Annotated in this window: 26 protein-coding genes, 1 pseudogene and 1 riboswitch; of the genes and pseudogenes, 9 read left to right on the top strand and 18 right to left on the bottom strand. The window is 72.5% G+C overall.

The genetic code is table 11. The features are described from left to right. Nucleotides 1-70: 70 nt before the first annotated feature. From AB0M46_RS10360 to AB0M46_RS10315, 10 genes are all read right to left on the bottom strand, one after another. The gene (locus AB0M46_RS10360; RefSeq protein WP_363334523.1) at nt 71-697 is read right to left on the bottom strand and encodes a DUF2461 domain-containing protein; all 627 of its coding nucleotides are present in this window, start codon (nt 695-697) and stop codon (nt 71-73) included. 180 nt (nt 698-877) lie between these two features. Further along, nucleotides 878-1,591 carry a MerR family transcriptional regulator gene (locus AB0M46_RS10355; protein WP_363334521.1) on the bottom strand — a complete coding sequence of 238 codons (714 nt, stop codon included), beginning with the start codon at nt 1,589-1,591 and terminating at the stop codon, nt 878-880. Nucleotides 1,592-2,763: 1,172 nt separating this feature from the next. Further along, on the bottom strand, nt 2,764-3,228 hold the full coding sequence (locus AB0M46_RS10350; RefSeq protein ID WP_223093836.1) for a bifunctional nuclease family protein: 465 nt from the start codon (nt 3,226-3,228) through the stop codon (nt 2,764-2,766). Between the two features lie 138 nt (nt 3,229-3,366). Further along, a complete protein-coding gene (locus tag AB0M46_RS10345; RefSeq protein ID WP_363334693.1) occupies nt 3,367-4,014 on the bottom strand; it encodes a MerR family transcriptional regulator in 648 nt (215 codons plus the stop codon). Between the two features lie 73 nt (nt 4,015-4,087). Further along, nucleotides 4,088-4,531: an FHA domain-containing protein gene (locus tag AB0M46_RS10340; RefSeq protein WP_344612884.1), complete on the bottom strand. Its 444-nt coding sequence runs from the start codon at nt 4,529-4,531 to the stop codon at nt 4,088-4,090. 146 nt (nt 4,532-4,677) lie between these two features. Next, nucleotides 4,678-5,058, bottom strand: coding sequence for a glycine cleavage system protein GcvH (gene gcvH / locus AB0M46_RS10335; protein WP_363334519.1), 381 nt, complete (start codon nt 5,056-5,058; stop codon nt 4,678-4,680). A gap of 12 nt (nt 5,059-5,070) precedes the next feature. Beyond that, nucleotides 5,071-5,763: a DUF881 domain-containing protein gene (locus tag AB0M46_RS10330; protein WP_363334517.1), complete on the bottom strand. Its 693-nt coding sequence runs from the start codon at nt 5,761-5,763 to the stop codon at nt 5,071-5,073. A gap of 5 nt (nt 5,764-5,768) precedes the next feature. After that, on the bottom strand, nt 5,769-6,101 hold the full coding sequence (locus AB0M46_RS10325; protein ID WP_363334515.1) for a small basic family protein: 333 nt from the start codon (nt 6,099-6,101) through the stop codon (nt 5,769-5,771). Then, nucleotides 6,098-6,934 (bottom strand): DUF881 domain-containing protein, encoded by an 837-nt coding sequence (locus AB0M46_RS10320; RefSeq protein ID WP_363334513.1) that lies wholly within the window; start codon nt 6,932-6,934, stop codon nt 6,098-6,100. The genes AB0M46_RS10325 and AB0M46_RS10320 overlap by 4 nt, the downstream gene beginning before the upstream one ends. Beyond that, nucleotides 6,931-7,527, bottom strand: a complete 597-nt coding sequence (locus AB0M46_RS10315; protein WP_363334511.1) for a CDP-alcohol phosphatidyltransferase family protein — start codon at nt 7,525-7,527, stop codon at nt 6,931-6,933. The genes AB0M46_RS10320 and AB0M46_RS10315 overlap by 4 nt, the downstream gene beginning before the upstream one ends. Nucleotides 7,528-7,600: 73 nt before the next feature. On the opposite strand from AB0M46_RS10315, the gene AB0M46_RS10310 reads away from it, so the two are divergent. Further along, a complete protein-coding gene (locus AB0M46_RS10310) occupies nt 7,601-8,644 on the top strand; it encodes a hypothetical protein (RefSeq protein WP_363334509.1) in 1,044 nt (347 codons plus the stop codon). Here AB0M46_RS10310 and AB0M46_RS10305 read toward each other — a convergent pair. From AB0M46_RS10305 to AB0M46_RS10290, 4 genes and pseudogenes are all read right to left on the bottom strand, one after another. Beyond that, nucleotides 8,607-9,389 (bottom strand): class I SAM-dependent methyltransferase, encoded by a 783-nt coding sequence (locus AB0M46_RS10305; RefSeq protein ID WP_363334507.1) that lies wholly within the window; start codon nt 9,387-9,389, stop codon nt 8,607-8,609. The two genes, AB0M46_RS10310 and AB0M46_RS10305, sit on opposite strands and share 38 nt — an antisense overlap. Further along, nucleotides 9,386-9,925 (bottom strand): AAA family ATPase, encoded by a 540-nt coding sequence (locus tag AB0M46_RS10300; RefSeq protein ID WP_363334505.1) that lies wholly within the window; start codon nt 9,923-9,925, stop codon nt 9,386-9,388. Before AB0M46_RS10300 ends, AB0M46_RS10305 begins: the two co-directional genes overlap by 4 nt. 305 nt (nt 9,926-10,230) lie before the next feature. Next, entirely contained in the window at nt 10,231-10,977 is a 747-nt protein-coding gene (locus AB0M46_RS10295; RefSeq protein ID WP_363334691.1) for a nucleotidyltransferase domain-containing protein, read from the bottom strand. A 51-nt stretch (nt 10,978-11,028) separates the two neighbouring features. Further along, a pseudogene (locus AB0M46_RS10290) lies at nt 11,029-11,682 on the bottom strand (nucleotidyltransferase domain-containing protein); the annotation flags it as partial. A gap of 33 nt (nt 11,683-11,715) precedes the next feature. After that, nucleotides 11,716-11,812, top strand: a riboswitch (glycine riboswitch). 68 nt (nt 11,813-11,880) lie between these two features. Here AB0M46_RS10290 and gcvP point away from each other — a divergent pair. Beyond that, entirely contained in the window at nt 11,881-14,712 is a 2,832-nt protein-coding gene (gcvP, locus tag AB0M46_RS10285) for an aminomethyl-transferring glycine dehydrogenase (protein WP_363334503.1), read from the top strand. Nucleotides 14,713-14,758: 46 nt separating this feature from the next. Here gcvP and AB0M46_RS10280 read toward each other — a convergent pair whose 3' ends face one another. Then, nucleotides 14,759-14,968: a DUF5999 family protein gene (locus AB0M46_RS10280; RefSeq protein WP_363334501.1), complete on the bottom strand. Its 210-nt coding sequence runs from the start codon at nt 14,966-14,968 to the stop codon at nt 14,759-14,761. Between the two features lie 133 nt (nt 14,969-15,101). On the opposite strand from AB0M46_RS10280, the gene AB0M46_RS10275 reads away from it, so the two are divergent. From AB0M46_RS10275 to AB0M46_RS10265, 3 genes are read left to right on the top strand one after another with little or no spacing between them, the layout of a single operon-like run. Further along, the gene (locus AB0M46_RS10275) at nt 15,102-16,277 is read left to right on the top strand and encodes a chorismate-binding protein (RefSeq protein WP_363334499.1); all 1,176 of its coding nucleotides are present in this window, start codon (nt 15,102-15,104) and stop codon (nt 16,275-16,277) included. A gap of 5 nt (nt 16,278-16,282) precedes the next feature. Next, nucleotides 16,283-16,603 (top strand): hypothetical protein, encoded by a 321-nt coding sequence (locus AB0M46_RS10270; RefSeq protein ID WP_363334497.1) that lies wholly within the window; start codon nt 16,283-16,285, stop codon nt 16,601-16,603. Further along, nucleotides 16,600-17,016 carry a DNA-binding protein gene (locus AB0M46_RS10265; protein WP_363334495.1) on the top strand — a complete coding sequence of 139 codons (417 nt, stop codon included), beginning with the start codon at nt 16,600-16,602 and terminating at the stop codon, nt 17,014-17,016. Before AB0M46_RS10270 ends, AB0M46_RS10265 begins: the two co-directional genes overlap by 4 nt. Before the next feature lie 68 nt (nt 17,017-17,084). Here AB0M46_RS10265 and AB0M46_RS10260 read toward each other — a convergent pair whose 3' ends face one another. Next, entirely contained in the window at nt 17,085-17,750 is a 666-nt protein-coding gene (locus tag AB0M46_RS10260; RefSeq protein WP_363334493.1) for a hypothetical protein, read from the bottom strand. A gap of 121 nt (nt 17,751-17,871) precedes the next feature. On the opposite strand from AB0M46_RS10260, the gene AB0M46_RS10255 reads away from it, so the two are divergent. Further along, the gene (locus AB0M46_RS10255) at nt 17,872-19,152 is read left to right on the top strand and encodes an MFS transporter (RefSeq protein ID WP_363334491.1); all 1,281 of its coding nucleotides are present in this window, start codon (nt 17,872-17,874) and stop codon (nt 19,150-19,152) included. Here AB0M46_RS10255 and AB0M46_RS10250 read toward each other — a convergent pair. After that, nucleotides 19,132-21,183 carry a prolyl oligopeptidase family serine peptidase gene (locus AB0M46_RS10250; RefSeq protein WP_363334489.1) on the bottom strand — a complete coding sequence of 684 codons (2,052 nt, stop codon included), beginning with the start codon at nt 21,181-21,183 and terminating at the stop codon, nt 19,132-19,134. The two genes, AB0M46_RS10255 and AB0M46_RS10250, sit on opposite strands and share 21 nt — an antisense overlap. Nucleotides 21,184-21,289: 106 nt before the next feature. Here AB0M46_RS10250 and AB0M46_RS10245 point away from each other — a divergent pair, with 106 nt between their 5' ends. After that, nucleotides 21,290-21,880 carry a TetR family transcriptional regulator gene (locus tag AB0M46_RS10245; RefSeq protein WP_363334487.1) on the top strand — a complete coding sequence of 197 codons (591 nt, stop codon included), beginning with the start codon at nt 21,290-21,292 and terminating at the stop codon, nt 21,878-21,880. A gap of 33 nt (nt 21,881-21,913) precedes the next feature. On the opposite strand, the gene AB0M46_RS10240 is transcribed toward AB0M46_RS10245, so the two are convergent. Further along, nucleotides 21,914-22,843 (bottom strand): winged helix-turn-helix domain-containing protein, encoded by a 930-nt coding sequence (locus tag AB0M46_RS10240; protein ID WP_363334485.1) that lies wholly within the window; start codon nt 22,841-22,843, stop codon nt 21,914-21,916. A 64-nt stretch (nt 22,844-22,907) separates the two neighbouring features. On the opposite strand from AB0M46_RS10240, the gene AB0M46_RS10235 reads away from it, so the two are divergent. Next, nucleotides 22,908-23,888: an aldo/keto reductase gene (locus AB0M46_RS10235; protein WP_363334483.1), complete on the top strand. Its 981-nt coding sequence runs from the start codon at nt 22,908-22,910 to the stop codon at nt 23,886-23,888. 135 nt (nt 23,889-24,023) lie between these two features. Continuing rightward, complete coding sequence (locus tag AB0M46_RS10230) at nt 24,024-25,958, top strand: S8 family serine peptidase (RefSeq protein WP_363334481.1); 1,935 nt, start codon at nt 24,024-24,026, stop codon at nt 25,956-25,958. The last annotated feature ends 115 nt before the right edge of the window (nt 25,959-26,073 follow it).

Genomic DNA, 26,073 nt, shown 5'->3' with positions numbered 1-26,073 from the left:
ATAGGCCCGCTTTTTTGTTGGTCCGCGCGGCTCGGCGTTTTGCCGGGCCGCGCTTGCCTGCGTGCCTCGGCTATTGGCTGGGTGCGTGGGCCTCGAGCCACTCCTGCAAGGGGTGGCAGCCGCGCAGGAACTGCTCGACGTGGGTGCGGGCCTTCGCGGTGCCCAGCCAGGGCTTGAGCGGGAACTGGTGCCACGCGATCAGGCCCTTGTGGCGCAGCAGGGCGGCCCGCGGGTGCTCCTTGTCGAAGCCGCGCGGGACCGACTTGAGCTGCTCGCGGGACGTCACCGACCAGCCGTGGGCCGCCAGGTCGGCGACGATGCCGGCCAGCTGCTCGCCGGAGACGTCGTCGGCCACGGCCTGGCGGTAGCGGGCCAGGCGGGGCGGGTCCATCATGTACGCCCCGGCCCCGGCGGCCAGACCGTCGGCGGTCAGCTGGACGTAGCCGCCCCGCTCGAAGGAGGCCGAGCAGGACGTCTTGTAAGGGGACTTGTCGGCGCTGAAGCGCACGTCGCGGTACGGCCGGAAGATCTTGGCCGGGCCGAACTCGGGCTCGAGCTCGGCCAGCAGCTCCGTCATCGGGCCGCGCACCTTCTCCTCGTAGGTGGCCTTGTGCGCGGTCCAGAACGTCTTCGAGTTGTCCGCCTCCAGGCCGTCGTAGAACTCGAGGGCCTCGACCGGCCAGCCGCTGAACGCCACGGCTAGGAAGTTTACGTGTCGGCCACCGTCTCCGGCGCCGTGCCGGGGCTCCGGTTCGGCCACGCCGCAGTTTCTGTCGTACCCCTGCTCTACATTCCCGGCATGGGTCTCTTCGCTCGGTGGCGGCGGCGCCGGTGCTCAGCCGGCCCGGCGCCGCGCATCGCTCGGTGGTGGCGGTGGTCAGCCGGCCCGGCGCCGCGCGCGGCGCATGGCCAGCTCGTCGCCGCCGGCGAAGGCGTCGTCCGAGCTGCTGGTGCCGGTGGCCGGCGGCGCGGGCACTTCCTCGCCGGTGGTCGCCGCCTCGGCGGGCAGGTGCGAGAGCGTGCCCTCGATCTCCTTGAAGGCACCGGAGATCGCGATGCCGAACACGCCCTGGCCGCCCTGCAGCAGATCGACGACCTCCTCGGGCGACCGGCACTCGTAGACGGTGGTCCCGTCGGAGATGAGCGTGATCCCGGCCAGGTCCCCGACCCCGCGCGACCGCAGCGTGTCGATCGCCTTGCGGATGTTCTGCAGCGAGACCCCGGCGTCGAGCAGCCGCTTGACGACCTTGAGCACGACGATGTCACGGAAGGAGTAGAGCCGCTGGCTGCCCGACCCGGTGGCATCCCGCACGGACGGCACGACGAGCCCGGTGCGGGCCCAGTAGTCGAGCTGCCGGTAGCTGATCCCGGCGGCGTGGCAGGCGGTAGGCCCGCGGTATCCCACGTCGTCGGCGCCGGCCAACACCGCGCTGAGGAACGTCCCCGCGGACGCGGTCGCACCCGTGCCCGCGCTCGGCGTGCCGGCGTCCGGGTTGGTCGCGTGCTTCGCGTTGGCGGAGTCTCCCGCGCCCCACCCGGTGCCGCCATCGGCAACTCCGGAGTCCGGGTACGCCCCAAGGTTCGAGGACATCACCTGGGCGTGCTCAGGGGAATGACCGGGTGTCCCGGGATCGGGCGGCTGTTGCATTGCGACCCACCTCCAGCGTCAACACCAGCAACCCTATAGCGCACCTTGAGGGTCTGCGGGGAGGTAACGCCGCGACACGCCGCGTGTCGGTACGCGAATCTTGCGCGCGCCAGTTCGCGGCGGAAATTCACCGCCGCCGGCAACGCCCGACGGTGCGGATGACCTACACCCAGACGCTACCCGCCCGTGTGCCCGGACGTGCGCATTCGTGCAACCGCCACCGTGTGAACCTGCCCCGCCCAAGCGGGTGATCCCTCCGCCACCCCACCGTCACCCGCGCCCCAGCGTCCCGCCGGCCTAGCGCTCCGGCCGCCATTCGTCCCGGCTTTTCGTCTCGGCGGCCTTGCGCTGCGTCCCGGCCGGCCTTTCGTCCTACGGCCTCGCGCTCTCGCACGTCCCGGCCCGGTGTTGCGTCCCGGCGGCCTCGCGCCCCGGCTTTCGTCTCAGCGGCCTTGCGCTGCATCCCGGCCGGCCTTCGTCCTGCGGCCTCGCGCCCTTGTGTCCCAGCCGGTGTTGCGTCCTGGCGGCGTTGCTCCCGGGCTTTTCGTCCCAGTGGCCTTGCGCTGCGTCTCAGCCGGCCTCCCGCGGCCTCGTGCCCTTGCGTCCCGGCCGGTGTTTCGCCGCGGCGGCCTTGCGCCCTGCATCCCGGTCGCGCTGCGTTTCGGCTGTCGTGCGCCCGTGCGCCCCTGCCGCTGCGTCCTGGCCGCCGACGTCCTGGCATCCGCTGGCTCGTCCGTCCGCCCGCACTTGCTTCGTCCTTCGTCCGGCGTCCGCCCCCGGCCGGTGGTCGCGGAAGCGCGGCCAGAAGCCCGCGCGTCGTCGGTTCGCCCCTGCGGGCCGCTCGCGTTGCGCCCCGACCCCTCCGGCGGCGGCTATGTCCCATGTGGCCATTTGGTCCATGTTGAGCCAAGTGTTGTGCTTGGCGGCGGCGTACGGCTCGCGTTGCGCCCGAATCCCTCGAAGGTGACCGTCAGCACATAGCCATATGGCCATGTGAGGGTCAGATCGGGGTGGGCAGGCCCTGCGCTGGCCTAGATTCAGCCCGTTTTGTCAGGTTGGGGTCGCAGCGACCGCCGGACCCGGGGGGGGTGGGTCCGGCGGGGGAGCCGGGTGGGTCAGCCGGCGAAGTCCTCCGGGCGAACCTGCTCCAGGAACTCCCGGAACTTCTCGACCTCGTCCTCCTGCTCGTCAGGAATGACGATGGCAGCCTCGGTCAGGACCTGGTCGGCGCAGCGGATGGGGGCACCCACGCGCAGGGCCAAGGCGATCGAGTCGCTCGGGCGGGCCGAGACTCGGACGTTGTCGCCGATGACCAGTTCGGCGTAAAAGATGTTGTCGCGCATCTCCACGATCTCCACGGCGTGCAGGGGGGCCTTCAGGGCCGCCAGCATGTCGCGCATCAGGTCGTGGGTCAGGGGTCGGGCCGGCTTGACGCCCTGCTGCTCGTAGGCGATCGCGGTGGCCTCTACCGCGCCGATCCAGATCGGCAGGTAGCGGTCGCCGTCGACCTCCTTGAGCAACACGATGGGCTGATTGGTTGGCAGCTCCACGCGAACACCGACCACATTCAGCTCTCGCACTGCCGCCTCCGTGTCGACTTGCCTCTCCCTGCACGTTACACGGCCTCCCATGGAGTCGTGCCACTCGCGACGCCGCTGTCGTGTGGGCAGTGGCGAAGATCGCCCAGAAACGGGCGGCGAAGAGCCCCGGCGGGCGGCCTATTTGCCCAAGATTTCCCGCAGGCCGGCGCGGACCAGGGCGGCGTGGACGCGCTGGGTCAGGGCGGCCAGCTCGTGGACCGTGTCCGCGGCCCGGGCGCGGCCGGCTGGGCCGGGTTGCCTGGTCAGCGGGGTGACGAGTTGGCTGAAGAGGCCGATGTCGCGGTCGGCGGCGGACCGGTACGCACGCAGGTGCCGCGGCTCCACGCCGAACTCGGCCAGGCGGGCGGCGGCGATGGCCACCTCCAGGGCGTCGGCGTCGTAGCCGGCCCCGGGGCGGGGCTTGAGCAGGCCGTGGTCCTCCAGCGCCAGCAGGGTCGGCTCGGTGAGCCCCGCCTTGTTCAACAGTTCGTCGCGGGTGAGGCGGACCTCGGCGGGGACTTCCTTCGGTACGACCTCGGAAACCTCGGTCAGCGGCTCACGCATGGTGGCCAGGTGCTCGCGGATGACGCGAAGCGGCAGGTACTGGTCGCGCTGCGCGGTCAGGACAAAGCGCAGGCGGGCGACGTCGGTCCAGGTGTACTTCCGGTAGCCGGCCGGCGTGCGGCGCGGCTCGACCAGCCCTTCGGTCTCCAGGAAGCGCAGCTTGGAAATGGTGACATCAGGGAACTCGCCGCGCAGGTGCGCGAGAACCTCGCCGATGCTCATGAGACGCTCGCCCCGGGTGAGGTCGTCACCCGGGGTGGGAGAGTTCCAGGCGGCCGCCGACGCCGTCATCGCCTCAGCTTTCGTCGGGGCGCGGTCCTGCCACGAATACGAGGCGGAACTTGCCGATCTGGACCTCGTCGCCGTTGCTCAGGGTAGCTGCCTCGACACGCTCGCGGTTGACGTAGGTGCCGTTGAGGCTGCCGACGTCGCGGACGGTGAAGGTGCCGCCCTCGCGGTGGAACTCCGCGTGGCGGCGGGAGACCGTCACGTCGTCGAGGAAGATGTCGCTGTCGGGGTGGCGGCCGCTCGTGGTCACGTCGTGGTCGAGCAGGAAGCGGGCGCCGGCGTTCGGGCCGCGGCGGACCGCGAGCAGAGCCGTGCCCGGCGGCAGGGAACCCGACATGCGCGTAGGCACCATGTCGGTGTTGTCCGGCCCCTCGATGGCATCCTCAATGGCGCCGAGGTTCAGCGTGGACGTGACGTCGAGTGGGGGAAACTCGTCGTCTGGGCGCGTCATCGAACCACCTCACGGTCGTGTGTCGGTGTCGCCCGGATGCGTCGGAGTGCCCGGCGCGCATACGGTTGACTGAGGGAGCCTAGTCACGCGCGAAATATCGGGTCAACCGGACGCGCGGCTTGGGAACGGGCAGATATTCGGATCACTCAGCCGGCGGTCAGCTCGCCGTAGGCTTTGGCGTCGAGCAGGGCGTCGACCGCGGCCGGATCGGCGGCCTTGAGTTCGACCAGCCAGCCCTCGCCGTACGGGTCCGAGTTGATCAGCTCGGGCGCGCTCTCGAGGGCCGGGTTGACCGCGATCACCTCGCCGGCGACCGGTGCGTAGATCTCCGAGACGCTCTTGGTCGACTCGACCTCGCCGAGCGCGTCGCCGGCCTGGAACGTGGTGCCCGCCTCCGGCAGCTGCACGAAGACGATGTCGCCCAGAGAGTCCTGCGCGAATTGCGTGATGCCGACCCGGAAGCTGTCTGCCCCGGATGGGGCCAGCCACTCGTGTTCGGCGGTGTACCGCAGATCCTCGGGATTCACGTCGCGTCCTTCTCAGCTGGGCTTGGCGTACTGCAACGCACTGGCGGTGCGCAACGCGGTGACGTGCACGGGATCCGCTTCGCGCACGGAAACCGTACCGCCGTGCTGGCGAACGCTGTCCACGACCCCTCCCGGGATGTTCAGCGCCGTTCGCATGGTGTCCGGTCCTCCGATGACCGTGATCGTATACGGCGCGGCGAGCGTCGTCCCGTCGACCACGAGCCGGCCCCCTTCCGGAGCGTCCACGAAGTACGTCGAGGCGACGATCCGCACCGCCGGGCCGCCGGCCCCCGAGATCTGCATCGCCTCGGCCCCGGCCCCACGCAGCTCCTCGATGGCGTCGAGGACCGTTTCGGACTTTATCGGGTCGCCGCCCGGCGTGAGGTCGATCTGCAGGCCAGGCCCCTCGGCCGGGAGCGTGCCGGCGAGGATGCCCAGCTCGTCGGCGCGCTTGCGGGCGTCGGCGAGCGCCGCGTCGCGGCCCTGCGCGCCCGAGTCGAGCTGCCGCTGGGTGTTCTCCAGGTCGCTGATCTCGCCGCGCAGCCGCTCCTGCTGGGCGTCGAGGTCCGAGAGGATCCGCACGAGGTCCTCGGGGCGGGCCGCGGACAGCCCGGCGTCGGACCCGCCCGCCTTGAACTGCACCGCCACCGCGAAGCCCAGCAACGCGACGAGTAGCGCAATGACCAGGCTGGCCGGCTTCCTCATCGCCGTCACGCCCGGAACAGGTGCCGGCGGATCGCCGCCACGTTGCCGAAGATCCGCACGCCGAGCACGACCACGACGCCCGTGGACAGCTGGCCGCCGACGCCGAGCTTGTCGCCGAGGTACACGATCAGGGCCGCCACCAGGACGTTGGACACGAACGACACGACGAACTGCTTGTCGTCGAAGATGCCGTCGAGCTTGGCCCGGACCCCGCCGAAGACCGCGTCCAGCGCCGCGACGACGGCGATCGGCAGGTACGGCTGCAGCCCGAGCGGCACCGTCGGTTCGAGGAAGATGCCGGCCGCAACCCCGATGACCAGGGCGATCACGGCAATCATCGCGTGGGACCTCCAGAGGGAGTTGGCGAGGGAGTTCTCGCGTACTTCAGCGGCGGCTCGGCGGCCCCGGCGAGGGTCAGGTTGGTGCGCTTGCGCACGCTGAACTGCATGCGGTACTCCTCGACGTACCTCTTGAAACGCTTGGCGGTCGAGGAACCGTTGAACCTGTCGGTGATGTCCGGCGGCCCGATCGCGGTGACCTCGTAGGGGCTGGTCACCGGCTTGAAGTCGACCAGGATCACGCCGCCCGCGGCCCGGATCGTGCTGGTCGCGGTGAGCCGCTGGCCGTTGACCGCGACCGCCTCGGCCCCCTCCTGCCACAGCGAGTTGGCGATGTCCTGCAGGTCGCGGTCCAGCACCAGGCCCAGGTTCTCCTCCTGGGTCTTGCCGGTCACCGGGTCGACCTGCGGCGGGGCGTCGATCAGCCGGACCGCGACGCCGTCGCCGGTGACCTTGCCGGTGCCGGTGCCGGCCGCGAGGTTGCGCAGCCGGGTCGCGCTGTCGCCGTCGGCGAGCGCCTCGTCGCGGGCCTGGTCGACCTTGGCCCGCAGCTCGGCCGCGCGCCGCTGCAGGTCGTCGGAGGTGCGCTGGCGGGAGCGCACGTCGGCCACGAGGTCGTCGCGCGCCTTCGTGGTGCTCGGGGCGGCCGCCACCACCTGGTGGTAGGCGACGGCGAGCAGGAGGCCGATGGCGAGCATCGCGACGGCGGTGAGCCATCTGCCGTACTTCGGCGGCGGCGAGTCCCCGCGGCGCGCCGCGGCGGCCGCGTAGCCGGGATCGAGCGGATTGCGGAACAGCTCGCCCAGCAGGTCGTCGCGGCGCGGGGCGCTCACGGCGCGCCGGCCGCCGCGGCCCGTCCGGCGCGCACGTGCACGGCCGCCTGGATGAAGTAGAAGACCGCGGCGACCCAGTACAGCACGATGCCCCACCACAGCAGCGCCCAGCCGCTCGGGTACGCCCACGACCGGGCCGAGTCGCTCAGGTGCGCGAGCAGCATCATCGGGAAGCCCATGAGCAGGATCGCGGTGGCGGTCTTGCCGACGTAGTGCACCGGCGGCGGCCCGTGGCCGAGGATCCGCAGCACGACCAGGCACAGCACCATGACGGCCTCGCGGGCCAGCAGCGCGATCGTGAACCACCACGGCACGACGTCCTTGAACGTCAGCGCGAAGAGGGTGGCCAGGATGTACAGCCGGTCGGCGAGTGGGTCGAGCAGCTCGCCCAGCCGGCTGACCTGCTTGAGCCGCCGCGCGGCGAACCCGTCCACCCAGTCGCTGAGCCCGCCGATCGCGAGCACGGCGACCGCCCAGCCGGTGGCGTCGGTGGCGAGGAAGAGGTACAGGAACAATGGCACGCCGAGCAGGCGCATGAAGCTGATGAGATTCGGGACGGTGAGCACCGGCCCGAGACCCTGCCGGTCTGCCACGCGGGGAATGCTAACAGCCCGCGCGGGTGACGAGGTGGAGGCGCAACGGCCCGGGACGGTAGCGTCCGGCGGCATGAGGCGGACGCTTGCCGTTTTGGCTGTTTTGGCTGTTTTGGTACTGCAAGGCTGCACGCATTCCACCGCAAAGCCCTCGGCAACGCCGCCTTCGGCGCAGTCATCGGCGCCCCCGGCGGCCGACGGCGCTCTGGCCGCGGCCCCGGCCGGCTCGGCCTCGCCCACCGCCGCCGGCCCGTGCCCGATCTTCCCGGCCGACAACGTCTGGCACGCCGACATCTCCAAGCTGCCCGTGCACCGCGACTCGGCGGCCTGGGTGGCCGGCATCGGCACCGCCGCCCACGCCCACCCGGACTTCGGCTCCGGCCTCATCGACGGGGCGCCCTTCGGTATCCCGGTCACCGCCGTCCCGCCCGGCCAGGCCAAGGTGAAGGTCACCTTCGGCTACGCGGGGGAGAGCGACCCCGGGCCGTACCCCATCCCGAAGAACGCCCGCATCGAGGGCGGCCCCAACGCCTCCGGCGACCGCCACGTGATCATCCAGGACGCCGCGGCCTGCAAGGCGTACGAGCTGTTCGACGCCCACCCCAACGCGGACGGCTCGTGGAAGGCCGGCTCGGGCGCGGTGTACGACCTGCGCGGCAACTCGCTGCGCAAGGCCGGCTGGACCTCCGCCGACGCCGCCGGCCTGCCCATCCTGCCCGGCCTGGCCCGCGCCGACGAGGCCGCGGCGGGCAGGATCGACCACGCGATCCGCTTCACCGCCCCGAAGACCCGCAAGTCGTACGTCTGGCCGGCCCGCCACGCCGCGTCCGACTCGGCGGATGCCTCCTTGCCCCCGATGGGCGCCCGGTTCCGGCTGAAGTCCTCGGTGGACATCTCGAAGTTCTCCCCGCAGGCCCGGGCGGTGGCCCAGGCCCTGAAGACCTACGGCGCCATCCTGGCGGACAACGGCTCGCCCTGGTACCTCTCGGGGACGCAAGACGACAAGTGGAGCAACGACCAGCTGAACTCGCTGAAGTCGTTGCAGGGCTCCGACTTCGAGGCGGTCGACTCCTCCCTGCTCATGATCGATCCGAACTCCGCCCGCTGCCGCCCGTGACCCCGGGCGGCTCGTGCAGCAGGGCGACGGTGAAGTCGGCGCCCCGCGGGTGGTACCCGTGGTCCAGGACCCACCTCGGCGTGACCGCGGCGGCGAAGCGGGCCAGGACGGACGGGTCGGCGTAGAGCTCGTCGGCGGCCTTGGCCTCGTCGGGGCGCTCGGCGCTGAGGAAGTTGGCGGCCACGGCCCGGGAAGAAATGTCGTACGCATGTTCTAAAATCAGTAGGTAGTAGAGAGGGTCGGACGGGTCCTGGAACTGGAAGATGCCGCTGGCGAAGACGTAGTCGTAGGTGCCCTCGGGCATTGCGCCCGCCGGGAGCAGCGAGACGCCGGGGGCGCCGCGGGAGCTGGCCAGCTCGACCATCCGGGGGTCCAGGTCGACGCCGGTGTACCGCAGGGGGAGGTCCGTATCGCGCAGGAAGAAGTAGAGGTCGGCGGGGCCGCAGCCCCAGTCCAGGACCGAGCCGCCCCGGTAGCCGGAGGTGCGCAGCAGGGCCTCGAAGCGGACGCGCTGGAGGTCGGCGCTGCCCCAGCCAGCGATCCGCCAGGCCGGTCCGGCTCCGTGCCAGTCGGTTCCGTGCCAGTCGGCGCCGTGCCAGTCGGCGCCGGGCGGGCTGGCGCCGGGCGAGTCGGTGTCGGGCGAGTCGGCGTCGGGCGGGGGCGCCGCTTCGGGTGAGGCGGCGGCGAACAGGCCGGTGTGGAAGGCGGCGATGGCCTCGTAGCGGGAGGGGTGGTCGGCGGTCATACGGCGGCCTCGGTCCAGGCTCGGGTGAGGATCTCCTCGACGGTCTCGCGGGGGGACTGGGTCGACGTGTCCAACCAGAGGCCGATCCGCGGGGTTTCGGTGCGCAGGGAGGTGTCCAAGGCGTTCACGGTCCAGGTCGAGTAGGCGGTCTTCGCGCGGGCCGCCTCCCGGGACGCGACCGCGGACGGCGACGGGGCGAGAACCACTGTCAGCAGGGGGCGGTTGCGGATCGAGGCGATGGTTTCGGACAGGTACGGGCCGAGGATGACGTCCTGGGCGATCACCGTGAAGCCGGACTCGAAGTAGGCGTCGGCCGTCTGGGCGGTCAGGCGGTGGCGGAGACGGAGCTGGGCGACGGCGTCGTGCGACGGCGGCGGGGTCATGTCGGCGCGGCCGTTCACCACCATGCGGCGGAACGCGTCGCCGCGCAGGTGGGCGGACCTGGGCAGGCGCTCCGCCAGGGCCTGGGCGACCGTCGACTTGCCGGCCGCCTGGATGCCGGTGATGAGGACGATCGCGGGCACTTCGCCGAGCATGGTCAGCCTCCGTGACGGGTGCGGGCCCGGGTGCCGGGCATGGTCAGCCTGATGCCGGGCCTGGTTACCCGGTTGCCGACCGCGGCATCCGGCGGCGTGCAGGTACCCGGTTGCCGGCCGAGGCTATCTGGCGGCGCGCAGTTTCGCGGTTGCCGGGCGCGGCTATCTGGCAGCGCGCAGGTACCTGGTTGCTGGCAGCGGCTATCTGGCGGCGCGCATTGCCCGGTTGCCGGCCGCGGTTACCCAATTGCCGGGGGCGGCTGTCCTGCGGCGGCGCGGGGTAGTCAGCCGGGTGCCGGGCACCGTTACCGGCCCAGCCGGGTGCGGATCAACAGGGCATTCAAGGCTTCCGTGGCCGAGGGGGCCGGGGGGAGCTTCGAGGCGTCCCGCGCGGCCTCCAGGGCGGCGGTCAGCCGCTCCACGTCGGCGGACAAGGTGCCGGCGGGCACCAGGTCCGGGGTCAGGCGGTCGTGCTCGCCGGACTTCTTGGCCTCGATCAGGACGGGGACGTACGGGAGGGTGTTCAGCACGCGCAGGTCGGCCTCCAACTCACCGGTGCGCATCAGGTGGATGCCGGTGTGCAGGACCCGCAGGGTGTAGAGGGCCGGCTTCAGCTCGCCCGTCATCTGGTACAGCTGCCACTGCCCGGCGGCGAAGCCCAGGTAGTGGCGGGCGTGCTGCGGGGTCAGGCAGGCGGGGGCGAGGGACTTCAGCTCCTCGTGCAGCGGCGAGGTGCGCACCACCAGGGGCGACAGGAGCTGCTCCAGGACGTAGCCGTTGGGCTTGAGCAGCAGGCGGACGAACTTGGCCAGCTCCTGGCTGACGACGTCGAGCTCCATGCCCTCGCGCACGCCGCCGGACTGGACCGTCTCCGGGCCCGTGGTCAGGCCCACGACCTCGTCCAGCGGGAGGATGTGGCACGCGCGCAGGTCCAGGTCGGAGTCGACGGAGGCGAAGCCGTACAGGTGGGCGCCGCTGACCGTGGCGAAGGCCAGCGGGTAGGGGTGGGCGTCGGCGACCTCGCCCGCCCAGGCCGGGATGTCCGGCCGCAGCGGCGCCGGTGCCGGCGTCCGGGCCGGCGGATGCGCCGCCGTCGGCGCTGCGCGCAGGTCCGTCAGGAAGCGCTCGACGGCGCCGCGGTCGGGCTCGTCCGGGAGCCGGGTCTCGGACTCGGCGCGCTCGAGGTCGGCCGACAGCGACGCGGCCAGGGACTGGAACTCGTCCCAGGACAGCTCGCCCCGGCGGATCGCGAGCAGCTCGTCGCGGTGGGTGGAGACGTCGACCAGGACCTCGCCGGTGCGCAGGACGTGGGCGCCGGCGCGCAGCAGGCGGGCCATGTGCATCGCCTGCTTCCAGCGGATCTCGCCGGTCTTGGCGCGGGTCGAGGTGAGCTTGGCCAGCTGGTCGCGGGCGTAGTCGCCGTAGGTGCGGGCGGCGCGGCGGGACAGGAAGGCGGGGCGCAGGTCCAGCAGCGCCCGGCCGGCGTCGGTGAGGCGCTCGACCAGCGGCGACGAGAGGCACTCCCAGACCGTGGGGTTGGCGGCCAGGGCGAGCGTGCAGGCGCGCTCGACCTCCCACGAGAACTCCTCCGGGCGCGGGCCCTCGACGTGCGTGGGGGGCTTGTCCAGGCGCCAGAACTCCGGCGTCGGCACCTGGAAGACGCCGCGGCGGTCCGTGTCGGATGCCGGGCCGGCCAGGCCGTAGGCGCGGGAGCCGACGATTGCCGTGTAAATGGTGTGTGACGCCACGATGGTCAAGTCCTGCACAGGAGGTAGGGTAGGCACGCTGGCAATACCCGCGCGGGAGAGATCGCCATCGGCAACACGGCGACGCCGAAGGGGCAAATCCTCCCCGGAACCTCTCAGGCAGAAGGACCGCGACGGGTTGGCACCTCTGGAGTCTGCGACAGAGGGGGAGGAGCGCATATACGCCCCTGTCCCGGACGCCCAGAGAGTGTGGCTATGACCAGTTTCGCCGCGCGGCACATCGGCCCATCCACCGACGAGCAGGCCCGCATGCTCAAGACCGTCGGGTACGAGTCGGTCGAGGACCTGATGACCGCCGCCATCCCCGGCTCGATCCGCTGGCACGAGGCGCTCGACCTGCCGCCCGCCGCGTCGGAGGCCGAGGTGCTGGCCGAGTTGCGCGGGCTGGCCGCGGCGAACCGGACGCTGGTGTCGATGATCGGCCTTGGGTACTACGGCACGCACACGCCGCCGGTGATCCTGCGCAACGTGCTCGAGGACCCGTCGTGGTACACCGCCTACACGCCGTACCAGCCGGAGATCTCCCAGGGCCGGCTCGAGGCGCTGCTGAACTTCCAGACCGTCGTGGCCGACCTGACCGGCCTGCCGGTCGCCGGGGCGTCGCTGCTGGACGAGGCCACCGCGGCGGCCGAGGCGATGACGCTCGCCCGGCGCTCGTCGAAGGTCAAGTCCGAGGTGTACGTCGTGGACGCCGACGTGCTGCCGCAGACCCTCGCCGTGATCCAGACCCGGGCCGAGCCGCTCGGCATCGAGGTGCGCGTGCTCGACCCGGCCGCGGACGAGCTGCCGGAGGCGTTCTTCGGGCTGCACCTGCAGTACCCGGGGGCCTCGGGCGCGGTCCGCGACCACGAGGCGCTGGTCGCCCGGGCCCACGAGCGGGGGGCGATCGTCACCATGGCGGCCGACCTGCTGGCCCTGTGCCTGCTGCGCGAGCCCGGCGCGATCGGGGCCGACGTCGCCGTCGGCAGCGCGCAGCGCTTCGGCGTGCCGATGGGCTTCGGCGGGCCGCACGCCGGGTACATCTCGGTCCGCCAGGGGCTCGAGCGCACCCTGCCCGGGCGGCTCGTCGGCGTGTCCAAGGACGCCGGCGGCGCGCCCGCCTACCGGCTCGCGCTGCAGACCCGCGAGCAGCACATCCGGCGGGAGAAGGCGACCAGCAACATCTGCACCGCGCAGGTGCTGCTCGCCGTGACCGCGAGCATGTACGCGGTCTACCACGGGCCGGAGGGCCTGCGCGCGATCGCCGCCCGCACCCACGACATGGCCGTCCGGATCGCCGCCGGCCTGCGCGCGGGCGGGGTCGACACCGAGCACCGGGTGTTCTTCGACACGGTGACCGCGGTCGTGCCGGGGCAGGCCGGGCAGGTCGTCGAGGCGGCCGCCGAGCGCGGGGTGAACCTGCGCCGCATCGACGCCGACCGGGTCGGGATCGCCTGCGACGAGACCACCACCTACAGCCACCTGCGCGACGTGCTGGCCGCGTTCGGACTGGCCCACGTCGACGTGACCGGGCTGGACACGACCGGCACGGTGCCGGCTGAGCTGCGGCGGGCGTCGGAGTACCTGACCCACCCGGTGTTCTCGAGCCACCGGTCGGAGACCGCGATGCTGCGGTACCTCCGCAAGCTCTCCGACAAGGACTACGCGCTCGACCGGGGCATGATCCCGCTCGGCTCCTGCACGATGAAGCTCAACGCCACCGCCGAGATGGAGCCGATCACCTGGCCCGAGTTCGCCAACGTGCACCCGTTCGCGCCGGCGGCGCAGACCTCGGGGTACCGCCGCCTGATCGGCGACCTCGAGCGCTGGCTGGCCGAGGTGACCGGCTACGACGCCGTCAGCCTGCAGCCCAACGCCGGATCGCAGGGTGAGCTGGCCGGGCTGCTGGCCATCCGGGCGTACCACCTGGCCCGCGGCGACGCGGACCGGGACATGTGCCTCATCCCGTCGAGCGCGCACGGCACCAACGCGGCCAGCGCGGTCATGGCCGGCATGCGGGTCGCCGTGGTGGCCTGCGACGAGCTCGGCAACGTCGACCTGGCCGACCTGGACAGGAAGATCGAGCAGCACCGCGAGCGGCTGGCGGCGATCATGGTGACGTACCCGTCGACGCACGGCGTCTACGAGACCGCCATCGCCGACCTGTGCGCGAAGGTGCACGAGGCCGGGGGGCAGGTGTACGTCGACGGCGCCAACCTCAACGCGCTGCTCGGCTACGCCAAGCCCGGCAAGTTCGGCGCCGACGTGTCGCACCTGAACCTGCACAAGACCTTCTGCATCCCGCATGGCGGCGGCGGGCCCGGCGTGGGGCCGGTGGCGGTGCGCGCGCACCTGGCGAAGTACCTGCCCTCGCACCCGTTCCTGGACGCCGAGGCGCCGGTCGGGCCGGTGTCGGCGGCCCCGTTCGGCTCGGCCGGGATCCTGCCCATCCCGTGGGCGTACCTGCGGCTCATGGGCCCCGACGGGCTGAGCAAGGCGACGGCGACGGCGGTCCTGGCGGCCAACTACGTCGCGGCCCGGCTGCGCGAGCACTACCCGGTGCTCTACAGCGGCGCCGAGGACCTGGTCGCGCACGAGTGCATCCTGGACCTGCGCGGGATCACCAAGGCCAGCGGCGTGACCGTGGCGGACGTGGCCAAGCGGCTCATCGACTACGGTTTCCACGCCCCGACGATGTCGTTCCCGGTGGCGGGCACGCTCATGGTGGAGCCGACCGAGAGCGAGGACCTGGGCGAGCTGGACCGCTTCTGCGACGCGATGATCGCGATCAAGGGGGAGATCGACCGGGTGGCGGCGGGCGAGTGGCCCGCCGGCGACAACCCGCTCGTGAACGCGCCGCACACCGCGGCGGTCGTGTCGGCCGACGAGTGGGAGCACGCCTACCCGCGGTCGGTGGCGGCGTACCCGAGCGACGCCGCCCGCGAGGCGAAGTACTGGCCGCCGGTGCGCCGGATCGACGACAGCTACGGCGACCGGAACCTCGTCTGTGCGTGCCCGCCGGCCTCTGCCTATGAGGAGTGACCCGGCCTACGGAGAGTAGTGGCTCGGTAGCTACGCAGTGTTACGGCTACGCCGCGCCGACCAGGGTGTGCGGGGCCGGACCGCGATGCGGCGCAATCACGCTGCAATCGGGCAGAAGCTCCCCGGTGTCCTCGAAGACGATCACGCCGTTGCACAGCAGGCTCCACCCCTGCTCGGGATGGCTCGCCGAGATTCGCGCGGCCTCGTGGTCGACGTCGTCGGCGCTGGGACAGTGGGGCTGGTGCTGGCAGAGCATCGGGGGTCTCCGATTTGAGAGGTTCAGTTGAGGCCTGTGTGGTTCTTCACATGACCAGTGATGCACGCTACTACGGCCAACGACACTATTCCGCACATGTCACGGCACAACTTGGGGATAATCCACCCTTCGTATGAGCACATTAGGACCGGTTGTCGGGTACAGGCCCGGGACTGTGGATCTTCACTCTCCCGGGTTACCCGCTGCGTGCCGCGGACGAATCTGGGAGCGTTCCCGGCTCGAATGGCACGCCCGTGACGGCGGGGACCCGCTTCAATTACTTTCCGATTTCGCGGCGTCGCACGGTGTACCCCTGGATGACATTTCGGGGTCACCTAGCGTTATTGATTCGTCGACGTGTGGCATCGCCGTTCTGTTATCCCCACCCTCCGTGATCCCCTCGCCGGCCCCCGCCGTGCCCGATTTCGTGGCCGTCGCGTTCGAGCACGGCCGGGAACACCGGCCCGCGCGGGTCTCCGGCCCCCCGTCCACTGTCGGAAACTGGACACCGAGCTGGAGGCCGTCCGAGCACGCCGCGGCCGTCGAGGAGGTGCGCTCGGCGATCTCCCGCGGCGACGTGTACGTCGTGAACCTTGTCGGCCACACCAGCGCCCCCTTCGCCGGCGACCCGGCCCCCGCCCTGGCCCGCGTGGCCGCCCTGCCCGGCGCCCGCTACGGCGGCGTCCTGCGCGGCGAGACCTGGTGGCTGGCCACCGCCTCCCCGGAGACCCTCGTGGAGGTTTCCGGCGGCCGGGTCGTCACCCGCCCGATCAAGGGCACCCGCCCGGCCACCGCGGCCGGCCGCGCCGACCTGCTCGGCTCGGCCAAGGAGCGGGCCGAGCACGTGATGATCGTCGACCTGGAGCGCAACGACCTCGCCCGGGTCGCCGCCGTGGGCTCGGTGCAGGTGGAGGAGCTCTTCGCGATCCGCCGCTGGTCCGGCCTGTGGCAGGCCGAGTCCACGGTGAGCGCCCGCCTCGCGCCCGGCGTCGGCCTGGCCGGCCTGCTCGGCGCCGTCTGGCCGGGCGGCTCGGTCACCGGCGCCCCGAAGCTCGCCGCCATCGACGTCGCCACCCGGTTGGAGCCGGTGGGCCGCGGCCCGAGCATGGGCGCCTGCGGCTGGATCGGCCACGACCGCGACGGCCGCCTGGCGATCGACCTGGGCCTGACGATCCGTACCGCGGCCATCGCCGAGGGCCGCGTCCACCTCTGGGCCGGGGGCGGCATCGTGTGGGACAGCGACCCCGAGGCCGAGGTCGCCGAGGCGGCCGCCAAGACCGCCCCGATCAAGGCGGCCCTGCGCGGCTGAGTGCTGTGACCGGAAGCGCCGGCCGGGTCGGGTGCCACGCTCCCGTCCGTGGCCTGCACCGGGTCGCCGCCGGCATCGCGGCGCGGCAACCGGGCCGTGCTCGTCATCGTCACGCGGCGGCCACGGGCGGCGGTGCGGGCGACGCGTTCGAGGCCTTCGGCGCCATCGCCCACGCCATGATCAACTGGGCCGGCGACCACGACGCCGCCCGCCGCGCCGGGCCGTGCCCGTCGTCGGCCAACCGGTGGGCCTGTCGCGCGCCGGCGCGCCTGTTTGAACAATCTGTTGAAAACGAATCGTTGAGCTGGCATGCTCCGGAGCTATGACGGAGATGCTGACCTTCCCCGACCCCGCGGCGCGGCGCGCGGAGCGGGTGTACACCGCACTGGCCCACCTCACCGAGCGCCACGCCGGATCGCCCGAGCTGCGCTCGCGGCACACCCACGCGGACGTCGCCGCCCCGCACGAGGTGGTCCGCGTCGCCGCGGCGATGGCCGCCGGGTCGATCCCGCCGGCCCCGGGCGAGCCCCCGCTGGACACGTCCGACCTGGTCGCGGCGCTGACCCTGCTGCCCGAGGTGCGGGCGGAGGTGGACGCCACGGAGCTGTACCTGCTCAGAACCGCCCGCGCCCGCGCAATGACCTGGCAGGACATTGCGCTGAGCCTCGGCCTGGGCACCCCGCAGGCGGCTCGGCAGCGCTACGAGCGGCTGGAGGCCCGCAGCGACCCGGCGACGTGATCGGGGATCCGCGCGAGCGGGCCCGATGCCGCCGAGGGCGCCGGGTGAGTGCGGCCCGTGCGGGAGATTCAGCGGTGATCGCGGCGCAGCATGATCTGGAAGGCGCGCTCGGAGGGCGCCGGCTCCCCGTTGAACGAGGCGAAGAGGGTGCACGACAGCGGCGCGTCCGGCGTCGTGATGCGGTGCGCGGTCACGTGCGGCGAGTCCCAGTGCACGCGGGGCAGGTTCTGGCTCGGCCCGAACTGGGCGTCCAGCTCCGCGCGGGTCAGCGCCGGCCCGGCGAAGCGAATCTCGACCGCGGCCAGGCCGGCGCGATCGTTCATGTTGAGCCGCAGCCAGGCGGTGCCGGGCGGGCTGGGCTGGACGAACAGGCGGCCGAAGTCGTCCTGGGTCGGGGCCGGCAGGCCGAGCAGGGCGGCGACCTCGGCCGCGTGCTCGGTGGTGACCCCGCAGATGCGCCTGGCCCAGGTGTACAGCAGATCCGTGGTCACCGGGCGGGCGATCAGGTCGAGCAGGTGCTGCGGGGCGGGCGGGCGCAGCCAGGCGCCCGGCCAGTCGTCGAGGCCGGCGAGCTCGGCGCCGTCGACGATCAGGGTGTACAGCGGCTCGGCCGGGAAGTCGTTGACCCGCACGGTGAGCTGCCGGCCGTCGACCTCGGCGAGGTACGGAAACTCGCCGTCGCCCGAGTGCTCCCACGCGATCGGCAAGTCGGTCAGGGCGGTCAGGTCGGTCATGAGGGTCCTCGAAAACGGCAAAGCAGACCCCGACAGCGTAGGCGGTGTCCGCAAACCCACAGTTGAGCGCCGTCACAGTCCACCCCGCGCGGCCACCCCGCACCGATAGCGTGGTGTCGCTATGCGCCGCTATCTCATGTGGGGCGTCGGGCTCCTCGCGTACATTGTCGCCGTCTTCTACCGATCCTCCCTCGGCGTGGCCGGGGTTGCCGCCGCCGAGCGCCTTGGGGTAGGCACCGCGCTGCTGTCGATGCTCTCCGTGGCCCAGCTGGCGGTGTACGCCGGCATGCAGATCCCGGTCGGCGTCCTGCTCGACCGGTTCGGCTCGCGGCGCCTGCTTGCGACGGGTGGCCTGCTGATGCTCGCCGGCCAGCTGGTCTTCGCCTTCGCGGGCGACATCGGGACGGCCATCGCCGCGCGGGTGCTCATCGGCGTGGGCGACGCGATGGCGTTCATCAGCGTGCTGCGCATCGTCGCGCTGTGGTTCCCGCCCCGGCAGAATCCGCTGCTGGTGCAGGTGACGGGCATGGTGGGTCAGCTCGGTGCACTCTGCTCGGCGGTCCCGCTGGTGCTCCTGCTGCGCCACGCCGGCTGGACGGCGACCTTCCTGGGCGCCGCCGGCCTGGGTGCCGCGGCGGTCCTGCTGGTCGTGACGACCCTGCGCGATGAACCGGCGACCGTGCACGCCGGCCCGTCGGAAATCCCGGCTGCGCGGAGCGACGCGGTGCCGGCGAAGCGGGAGCGCGGGCTCAGGCACTCCTGGGCGCATCCGGGGACGCGCCTCGGCCTGTGGACGCACTTCGTCACGCAGTTCTCGGGCACGGTGTTCGCGCTGCTGTGGGGCTACCCGTTCCTCACACAGGGCGAGGGCCTCGCGCCCGGCACCGCGGCGCTCCTGCTCTCCCTGCTCACCGTCGGCGGCCTGGTCATGGGCCCGCTGATCGGGCACTTCTGCGGGCGGCTGCCGTACCACCGCTCGACCCTCGTGTTCGCCATCGTCGGGGCGTCCGCGGCGGCCTGGGCCGTGGTGCTGCTGTGGCCGGGCCGGGCGCCGCTGTGGCTGCTGACCGGGCTCGTGCTGGTGCTCATGGTCAACGGCCCGGGGTCGATGATCGGGTTCGACTACGCCCGCTCGTTCAACCCCGCCGACCGCATCGGCGGGGCGACCGGCATCGTCAACGTCGGCGGGTTCGTGGCCTCGATCGTGCTCATCGTCGCCATCGGCGTGGTGCTGCAGCTGCGGACCGGACCGGGCGCCGAGCATCCGTCGCTCGGCGCGTTCCGGTGGGCGTTCTCCCTGCAGTACCTCCTCTGGGGCCTCGGCGCGGTGCAGGTGTACCGCTACCGCCGCACCACCCGCCGCCGCGTGGCCGCCGAAGCGCTACGCCTGGCGATCGCCTGAAGCGCCGAGGGTCCGCCACAGGAACTCGAACGCGAGCGCCCACTTGTAGGCCAGCTGGGCGTTGTCGGCCGCGCCGCCGTGGCCGCCCTCGATGTTCTCGTAGTACGCGACGTCCTTGGCGTGCTCGCGCAGCAGCGCCACCATCTTGCGGGCGTGGCCGGGGTGCACCCGGTCGTCCCGGGTCGACGTGGTGATGAGCGTCGGCGGGTACGGCACGGCCGGGCGCACGTTCTGGTACGGCGAGAACAGCGACAGGTACGCCCAGTCGTCCGGGTCGTCCGGGTCGCCGTACTCGGCCATCCAGGAGGCGCCGGCCAGCAGCAGGTGGTAGCGGCGCATGTCCAGCAGCGGCACCGCGCACACGATCGCGCCGAAGAGCTCCGGGTAGCGGGTCAGCATCACGCCCATGAGCAGGCCGCCGTTGGAGCCGCCCTCGATGCCGAGCTGGTCGCGGGTGCTGATGCCCCGCTCGACCAGGTCGGCGGCGACCGCGGCGAAGTCCTCGTAGGCGCGGGGGCGCTTCTCGCGCAGGGCCGAGCGGTGCCACGCCGGGCCGTACTCGCCGCCGCCGCGGATGTTGGCGACCACGTACGTGCCGCCCCGGGCCAGCCAGCCGCGGCCGATGATGGAGTTGTACGACGGGACGCGCGACACCTCGAATCCGCCGTAGCCGGACAGCAGCGTGGGCCCGGGGCCGGCGTCGGGGCGGCCGACCACGAAGTAGGGCACCTGGGTGCCGTCGGCCGAGGTGGCGAAGAACTGGCGGGTGGTGATCCCGTCGGCGGGGAAGTACGCCGGCCCCTGCTTGAGGATCGTCGGGGTGCCGCCGCCGAGGACGCCGTGGCGCAGCGTCGGCGGAAGGGTGAACCCGCTGGACAGCAGCAGGTACTGCTCGTCGGCGTCGGGGTTGGTGTCCCACACGTCGGTCTGGCCGAGCTCGGCGCCGAGGACGGTCTTGTGCCACTCGCCGTCGCGGAAGGACAGCAGCTCCAGGCGGCTCTGCACGTCGGCCAGCAGGACCAGGACCAGGCCGGTGCGGGTCCAGTCGGCGGAGCTGAGCGAGGTGCGCGGGTCGGGGGTGAACAGCACGGTGAGGTCCCGCTCGCCGGCCAGGTAGTCCTCGAGCCGGGTGATGAGCAGGCTGCCGGCCGGGTGGGTGGTCCCGCCGACGGCCCAGTCGGTGCGGACCCGCACGAGCAGCCATTCGCGGTGCAGGTCGACGCCGGCGTCGTCCGGGACGTCGAGCTTGGTCAGGGTGGTGCCGTCGTAGAGGTACCGCTCGGCGTGGAAGAAGTCGACCGTGCGCCGGATGACGGCGCGCAGCCCGTCGGCGCTGGGGTCGATGCCGGCCCGCGCGGCGACGTCGTCGGGGGAGGCCTCGAAGATGACCGGCGCGTCGGCGAGCGCCTGGCCGCGGGTCCACACGCGGATCTGGCGAGGGTAGCCGGAGGACGTCATCGACCCCGGGCCCGTGTCGGTACCGACGAAGACGCGATCGGCGTCGATCCAGCCGACGTCGCTCTTGGCCTCGGGGAGGGCGAAGCCGTCCTCGACGAACTCCAGCGCGTTGAGGTCGAACTCGCGCACCACGGCCGCGTCGGCGCCCCCGCGCGACAGCGAGACCAGCGCGCGGTGCTCGCCGGCCAGCGGCCCGGTGCGCAGGAAGGTGACGCCCTGCCACACCCAGTTCTCGTGTTCGGCCGCGGCGAGGGCATCGAGGTCCAGGACGGTCTGCCAGGCCGGCTCGTCGCGGCGGTAGTCCTCGAGGGTGGTGCGCCGCCACAGGCCGCGCGGGTGCTCGCCGTCCTTCCACAGGTTGTACACCCGCTCGCCGTGCCAGGCGATCATCGGGATGCGGTCGTCGGCGTCGAGGACGGCCCGGATGCCCTCGTAGATGTCGGTGAAGCGATCACCGCCGGTCAGCGCCGCGGAGGTCTCGGCGTTGCGCTCGCGGACCCAGGTCAGCGCCCGCTCGCCCGCCACGTCTTCGAGCCAGAGGTAGGCATCGTCGGGAGTGATCGTTTCCGTCATCCGACCAGTCTGACCGAACGGCGGCGGCTTCGCCCAGCCGTTGCCGGCCGGGTTTTTGCGTACCCCGAAAGCTTACGGACTGCGCAAGATTTGTTACGCTTCGGGTATGGAACAGGGCCTGCGTGAACGCAAGAAGCAGGCGACCCGGCAGGCGCTCGCGCTGGCGGCGCTGCGGCTGACCGTGGAGCGCGGCTTCGACGGCGTGCTCGTCGAGGACATCGCGGCCGAGGTGGGAGTCTCGCCCCGGACGTTCAACAACTACTTCTCCAGCAAGGCCGAGGCGATCTGCGCCCTGGCCGTGGACCGCGCCCAGCGGGCGGGCGCGGCGCTGCGGGCCCGCCCGCCGTCCGAGCCCCTGCGGGAGGCGATCTCGGCCACGGTGCTGGCCGAGCTCGCGGGCGGCGCCGTGCCGGAGCACGTGCCGGACCGGGTGTGGTTCGACGGGCTGCGGATGGTGCTCGCGACCCCGGCGATGCAGGGGGAGTACCTGCGGGTGCGCGCGGCCATGCAGGACGCCCTGTCCTCGGCGATCGCCGCGCGCCTGTCCACGCCGCCGGGCTCGCTGCTGCCGGAGGTGGTCGGCGGGGCGGTGGCGACGGCCTGCGACGCGGCGACGCACCGGTGGCTGCACTCGGACCCGCCGGTGCCGCTCCGGTCGCTGCTAGAAGAGGCCCTGGGGCACCTGGCCGAGTACTGAGCTCGGGCGTTACGACATGTCGGGCGCTGCCGCTCAGCCCAGCGACGTGAGGCGGTCGCCGAGGTCGGTGCGGCGGTAGTTGAGCCGGCGGCCGGCCCGGGCGGCGACGATCAGGCCGGCGTCGCGCAGGGCGGTCAGGTGGTGCGACGCGGTGGCCGGGGCCAGGCCCAGGCGCTCGGCCACGTCGCCGGTGCTGGCCGGGTCGGCGAGCAGCGTCAGCACCGCGGCCCGGGTCGCGCCGAGCAGGGCGGCCAGCGGCTCGGGCGGGGCCGGCGCGGCGAGCAGGGCGCCGAGGGCGCGCGGCGGGTACCACAGCGCGCGCCCGGCCCCGGACTCCATGATCCAGGCGTGCCGGCCGGTGAACGTGGTCGGCAGCAGGGCGAGGGGGTGGCCGTCGAGGGACCACGGCGGCAGCTCGATGCGCTTGAGGTAGTCCAGGTGCAGCGCGTCCGGGTCCCAGCGCAGGTTCGGGTGCAGGTCGGCCAGCAGGGCACTCGGGCCGGGGAAGGCCGCCGTCGCGGTGCGGCGGGCGATGTCGGCGTCGGCGGCGGCGCGCAGGCGGGGCCACAGCTCGGCCAGCGCGGCGGCGAAGTACCGCCGGATCTCCTCGACGAGCGGTGGCAGCAGCGCCGCCGGGTCCTCGCACGGCACCCCGGCGGCGTCGAGCTCGGCGGCGACCCGGTCGGGCGGCGTGGCGGCGATCGCGGCCAGCTCGGCCTGCAGGGTCGGGCGGGCGGTCTGCGGTACCGGCGTCAGGAAATCGGCGACGACCCCGCTCGGCGGGGCGAGCACGCGCCAGAACAGCTCCAGGCCCTCGACCCGCGGCGCGGTGCGGGCCCGCCAGCGGGCGTGCTCCCACGAGCCGGCGCGCAGCGCGAGCGTGCTGGTCACCAGCTCGGTCATGGGGGAGTGGGCGAAGCGCAGGCGCAGCAGGTCGTCGCGGGTCAGCTCCAGGCGCTTCACCGTTCCATTCGAGCACGGTCGAACGGCTACGGCGAGGACGGGCGGCGGGCCTAACGTGCGGCGCATGCAGTACACCAAACTGGGGCGCACCGGGCTGAGCGTGAGCCGGCTGTGCCTGGGCACGATGAACTTCGGCTGGCAGCTGGGCGAGGCGGACAGCCACGCGATCCTCGACCGGGCGCTCGCCGAGGGCATCAACTTCGTCGACACCGCGGACATGTACGGCGCCCGCGACTACGAAGGCACCAGCGAGACGTACATCGGCACCTGGCTGGCCAGGACCGGCCGGCGCGACGAGGTGGTGCTGGCCACCAAGGTCTACCAGCCGATGGGCGACGGGCCCAACGATCGCGGCCTGTCCGCCCGGCGCATCGTCGCCGCCTGCGAGGCCTCGCTGCGCCGGCTCGGCACGGACCGCATCGACCTCTACCAGATGCACCACATCGACCGCTCGACCCCGTGGGATGAGATCTGGCAGGCGATGGATCTCCTGGTCGCGCAGGGCAAGGTGGTGTACGTCGGGAGCTCCAACTTCGCCGGATGGCACCTCGTCGCCGCGCAGGCCGCCGCGCGCCGCCGCCGGTCGCTGGGGCTGGTGTCGGAGCAGCTCAAGTACAGCCTCCTGACCCGGCACGTGGAGCTGGAGGTGGTGCCGGCCGCGCGGGCGCTGGGCATCGGGCTGCTGCCCTGGTCGCCGCTGGCCCAGGGGGTGCTCTCGGGCGCGCTGCGCAAGCACCGCGAGGGGACGGCCGGGCGGACCACCTCGCACGCCGCCGCGAGGGTGCTCGAGCACCGATCGCTGCTGGAGTCGTACGAGGGGTTCTGCGCCGAGCTGGGACTGCATCCCGCCGCCGTCGCGCTGGCCTGGCTGCTCGCCCGGCCGGGGGTGACCGCGCCGATCGTCGGGCCGCGCACCCCGGACCAGCTGGACCTGGCGCTGGAGGCACTCACCACGACGCTCGGGCCCGACGCCGAGGCGCGGCTCGACGAGATCTTCCCGCCGGTCGGCAACGGGGGACCGGGCCCCGAGGCGTGGGCCTGGTAGGCGGCGGATCACGCCGAAGACCCGACACGCTTGTCGGGTCTTCGGTGCGAAGTAGTCACGGGCCAGTGACTTTCGGTGAGCGGCGCCCCATCGTGGTGATCTCGGATGATCGCAGCTCCATGGATGGGGGGATGCATGAGGAAACCGATGGCGATCCGGCGGCTCGGGCGGGCCGCGGTCGCCGCGGCGGTGACGCTCGGCGCGCTCGGTGCCGGCGGTGCTGCCGCGGCGGCCGGCACCGATGCGGCCGGGCCGGGCGGGCCGGGCGGATCTCGCTTTGCCGGCGGTGGCGGATTCTCGGCCGACGAGTGGCCGGCCGGCGCGGGCACGACACTGAAGAGCGTCCGGTCGATCGTGCGGGCCGACACCGGCTCGGCGGCGTCGCTGACCGGGCAGGGCGTGGGCATCGCGCTCGTCGACACCGGCATCGCGCCGGTCGCCGGCCTGCCGGCCGGGCAGGTGGTGAACGGGCCGGACCTGTCGTTCGAGTCGCAGTCGGGCCAGCTGCGGTACCTGGACACGTTCGGCCACGGCACGCACATGGCCGGCATCATGGTCGGCACCGACGCGGGCACCGGCACCGTGGGCCTCGCCCCGAAGGCGAAGGTCACCTCGGTCAAGGTCGGCACCGCCGTCGGCGCCGTGGACGTGTCGCAGATGATCGCCGCGATCGACTGGGTCGTGGCCAACCGCAACTACGACCCGGCCAACCCGATCCGGGTGCTCAACCTGTCGTACGGCACCGAGGGCATGTCCGCCTCGACGGTCGACCCGCTGATGTACGCCGTCGAGCAGGCCTGGCAGGCCGGCATCGTGGTGGTCATCGCGGCCGGCAACAACGGCAGCACCACCAGCGCGCTGACCAACCCGGCGATGGACCCGTTCGTGCTGGCGGTCGGCGCGTCGACCACCAACCAGACCATCTCCACCGCGGACGACGACGTGGCCTCGTTCACCAACGGCTCGAGCGCCAACCGCAAGGTCGACCTGCTGGCCCCGGGCGTCTCGATCGTGTCGCTGCGCGACGCCGGCTCGTACGTCGACCAGACGTACCCGAACGCCCGCGTCGGCGACACCGGCTTCAAGGGCTCGGGCACCTCGCAGGCGGCCGCCGTGGTGTCCTCGGCCGTCGCCCTGCTGCTGCAGCAGCGGCCGAGCCTCACCCCGGACCAGGTCAAGACGCTGCTGGTCAACGGCGGCACCACGCTGAGCACGGGCGCGGCGGGCGCGGCGAAGATGAAGGAGCTCAACGTCGCCGCCTCGGCCGCGCTGGCCACCCCGGGGTCGGCCCAGACCTTCGCCAAGGGCAACGGCTCCGGCTCCCTGGAGACCGCCCGCGGCGGCAACCACCTGACCGTCGACAACGTCGCGCTGACCGGCGAGCGATCCATCTTTGGCCCGTTCAGCAGCGCTACCTGGGCCTCGAACGCGGCCGCGAAGACGTCGTGGAGCGGCGGTGTGTGGATGGGCTACCGGATGGCCGGCGACACGTGGACGGGGGCCGGCGGCGACGGCGGCACCGGCCAGGTCTCGGGCTACTCCGGCAAGTGCGTCGACGTCATGAACCGGCTCAACGCCAACGGCACGCCGATCCAGCTCTACGACTGCAACAACACGCCGGCGCAGTACTGGGCGCTGCAGTCCGACGACACGGTCCGCGCTCTGGGCAAGTGCATGGACGTGACCTCGGCCGGCACCACCAACGGCACGAAGGTCCAGCTGTTCGACTGCAACGGCACCCCCGCCCAGAAGTGGAAGGTCACCGCGGCCCGGCAGCTGATCAACGTGGGCTCGAACAAGTGCCTGGACGTGACGGACTGGAACCCGGCCAACGGCACGCAGCTGCAGATCTGGGACTGCCTGGACCAGGACAACCAGCGGTGGGTGCCCCCGTACACGTCGCGAACGTGGTCGGCGGCGACCTGGACCGGGAAGCCGTGGACCGGTAGCGGGTCCTGGACCGACCCGGAGTGGTCCGAGCAGTACTGGACCGGCCACTACTGGTCGGGTCACTACTGGTCCGGCCACTACTGGTCGGCCGACAACTGGTCGACGGCGGGCTGGTACTAAACCCCGGCATTCGACGCATGCGGCGACTGCCGGAAGCCTGGTGGGGCTTCCGGCAGTCGGTGTTGTGGTGGTTAGGCGAAGTGGATGGTGTCGGGGTTGGTGCCGCTCCAGCCGC

Origin of the sequence: Dactylosporangium sp. NPDC051485, assembly GCF_040682015.1 — a bacterium.
Lineage (GTDB): Bacteria > Actinomycetota > Actinomycetes > Mycobacteriales > Micromonosporaceae > Dactylosporangium.
This window is presented reverse-complemented; position numbering and strand designations above follow the sequence as displayed.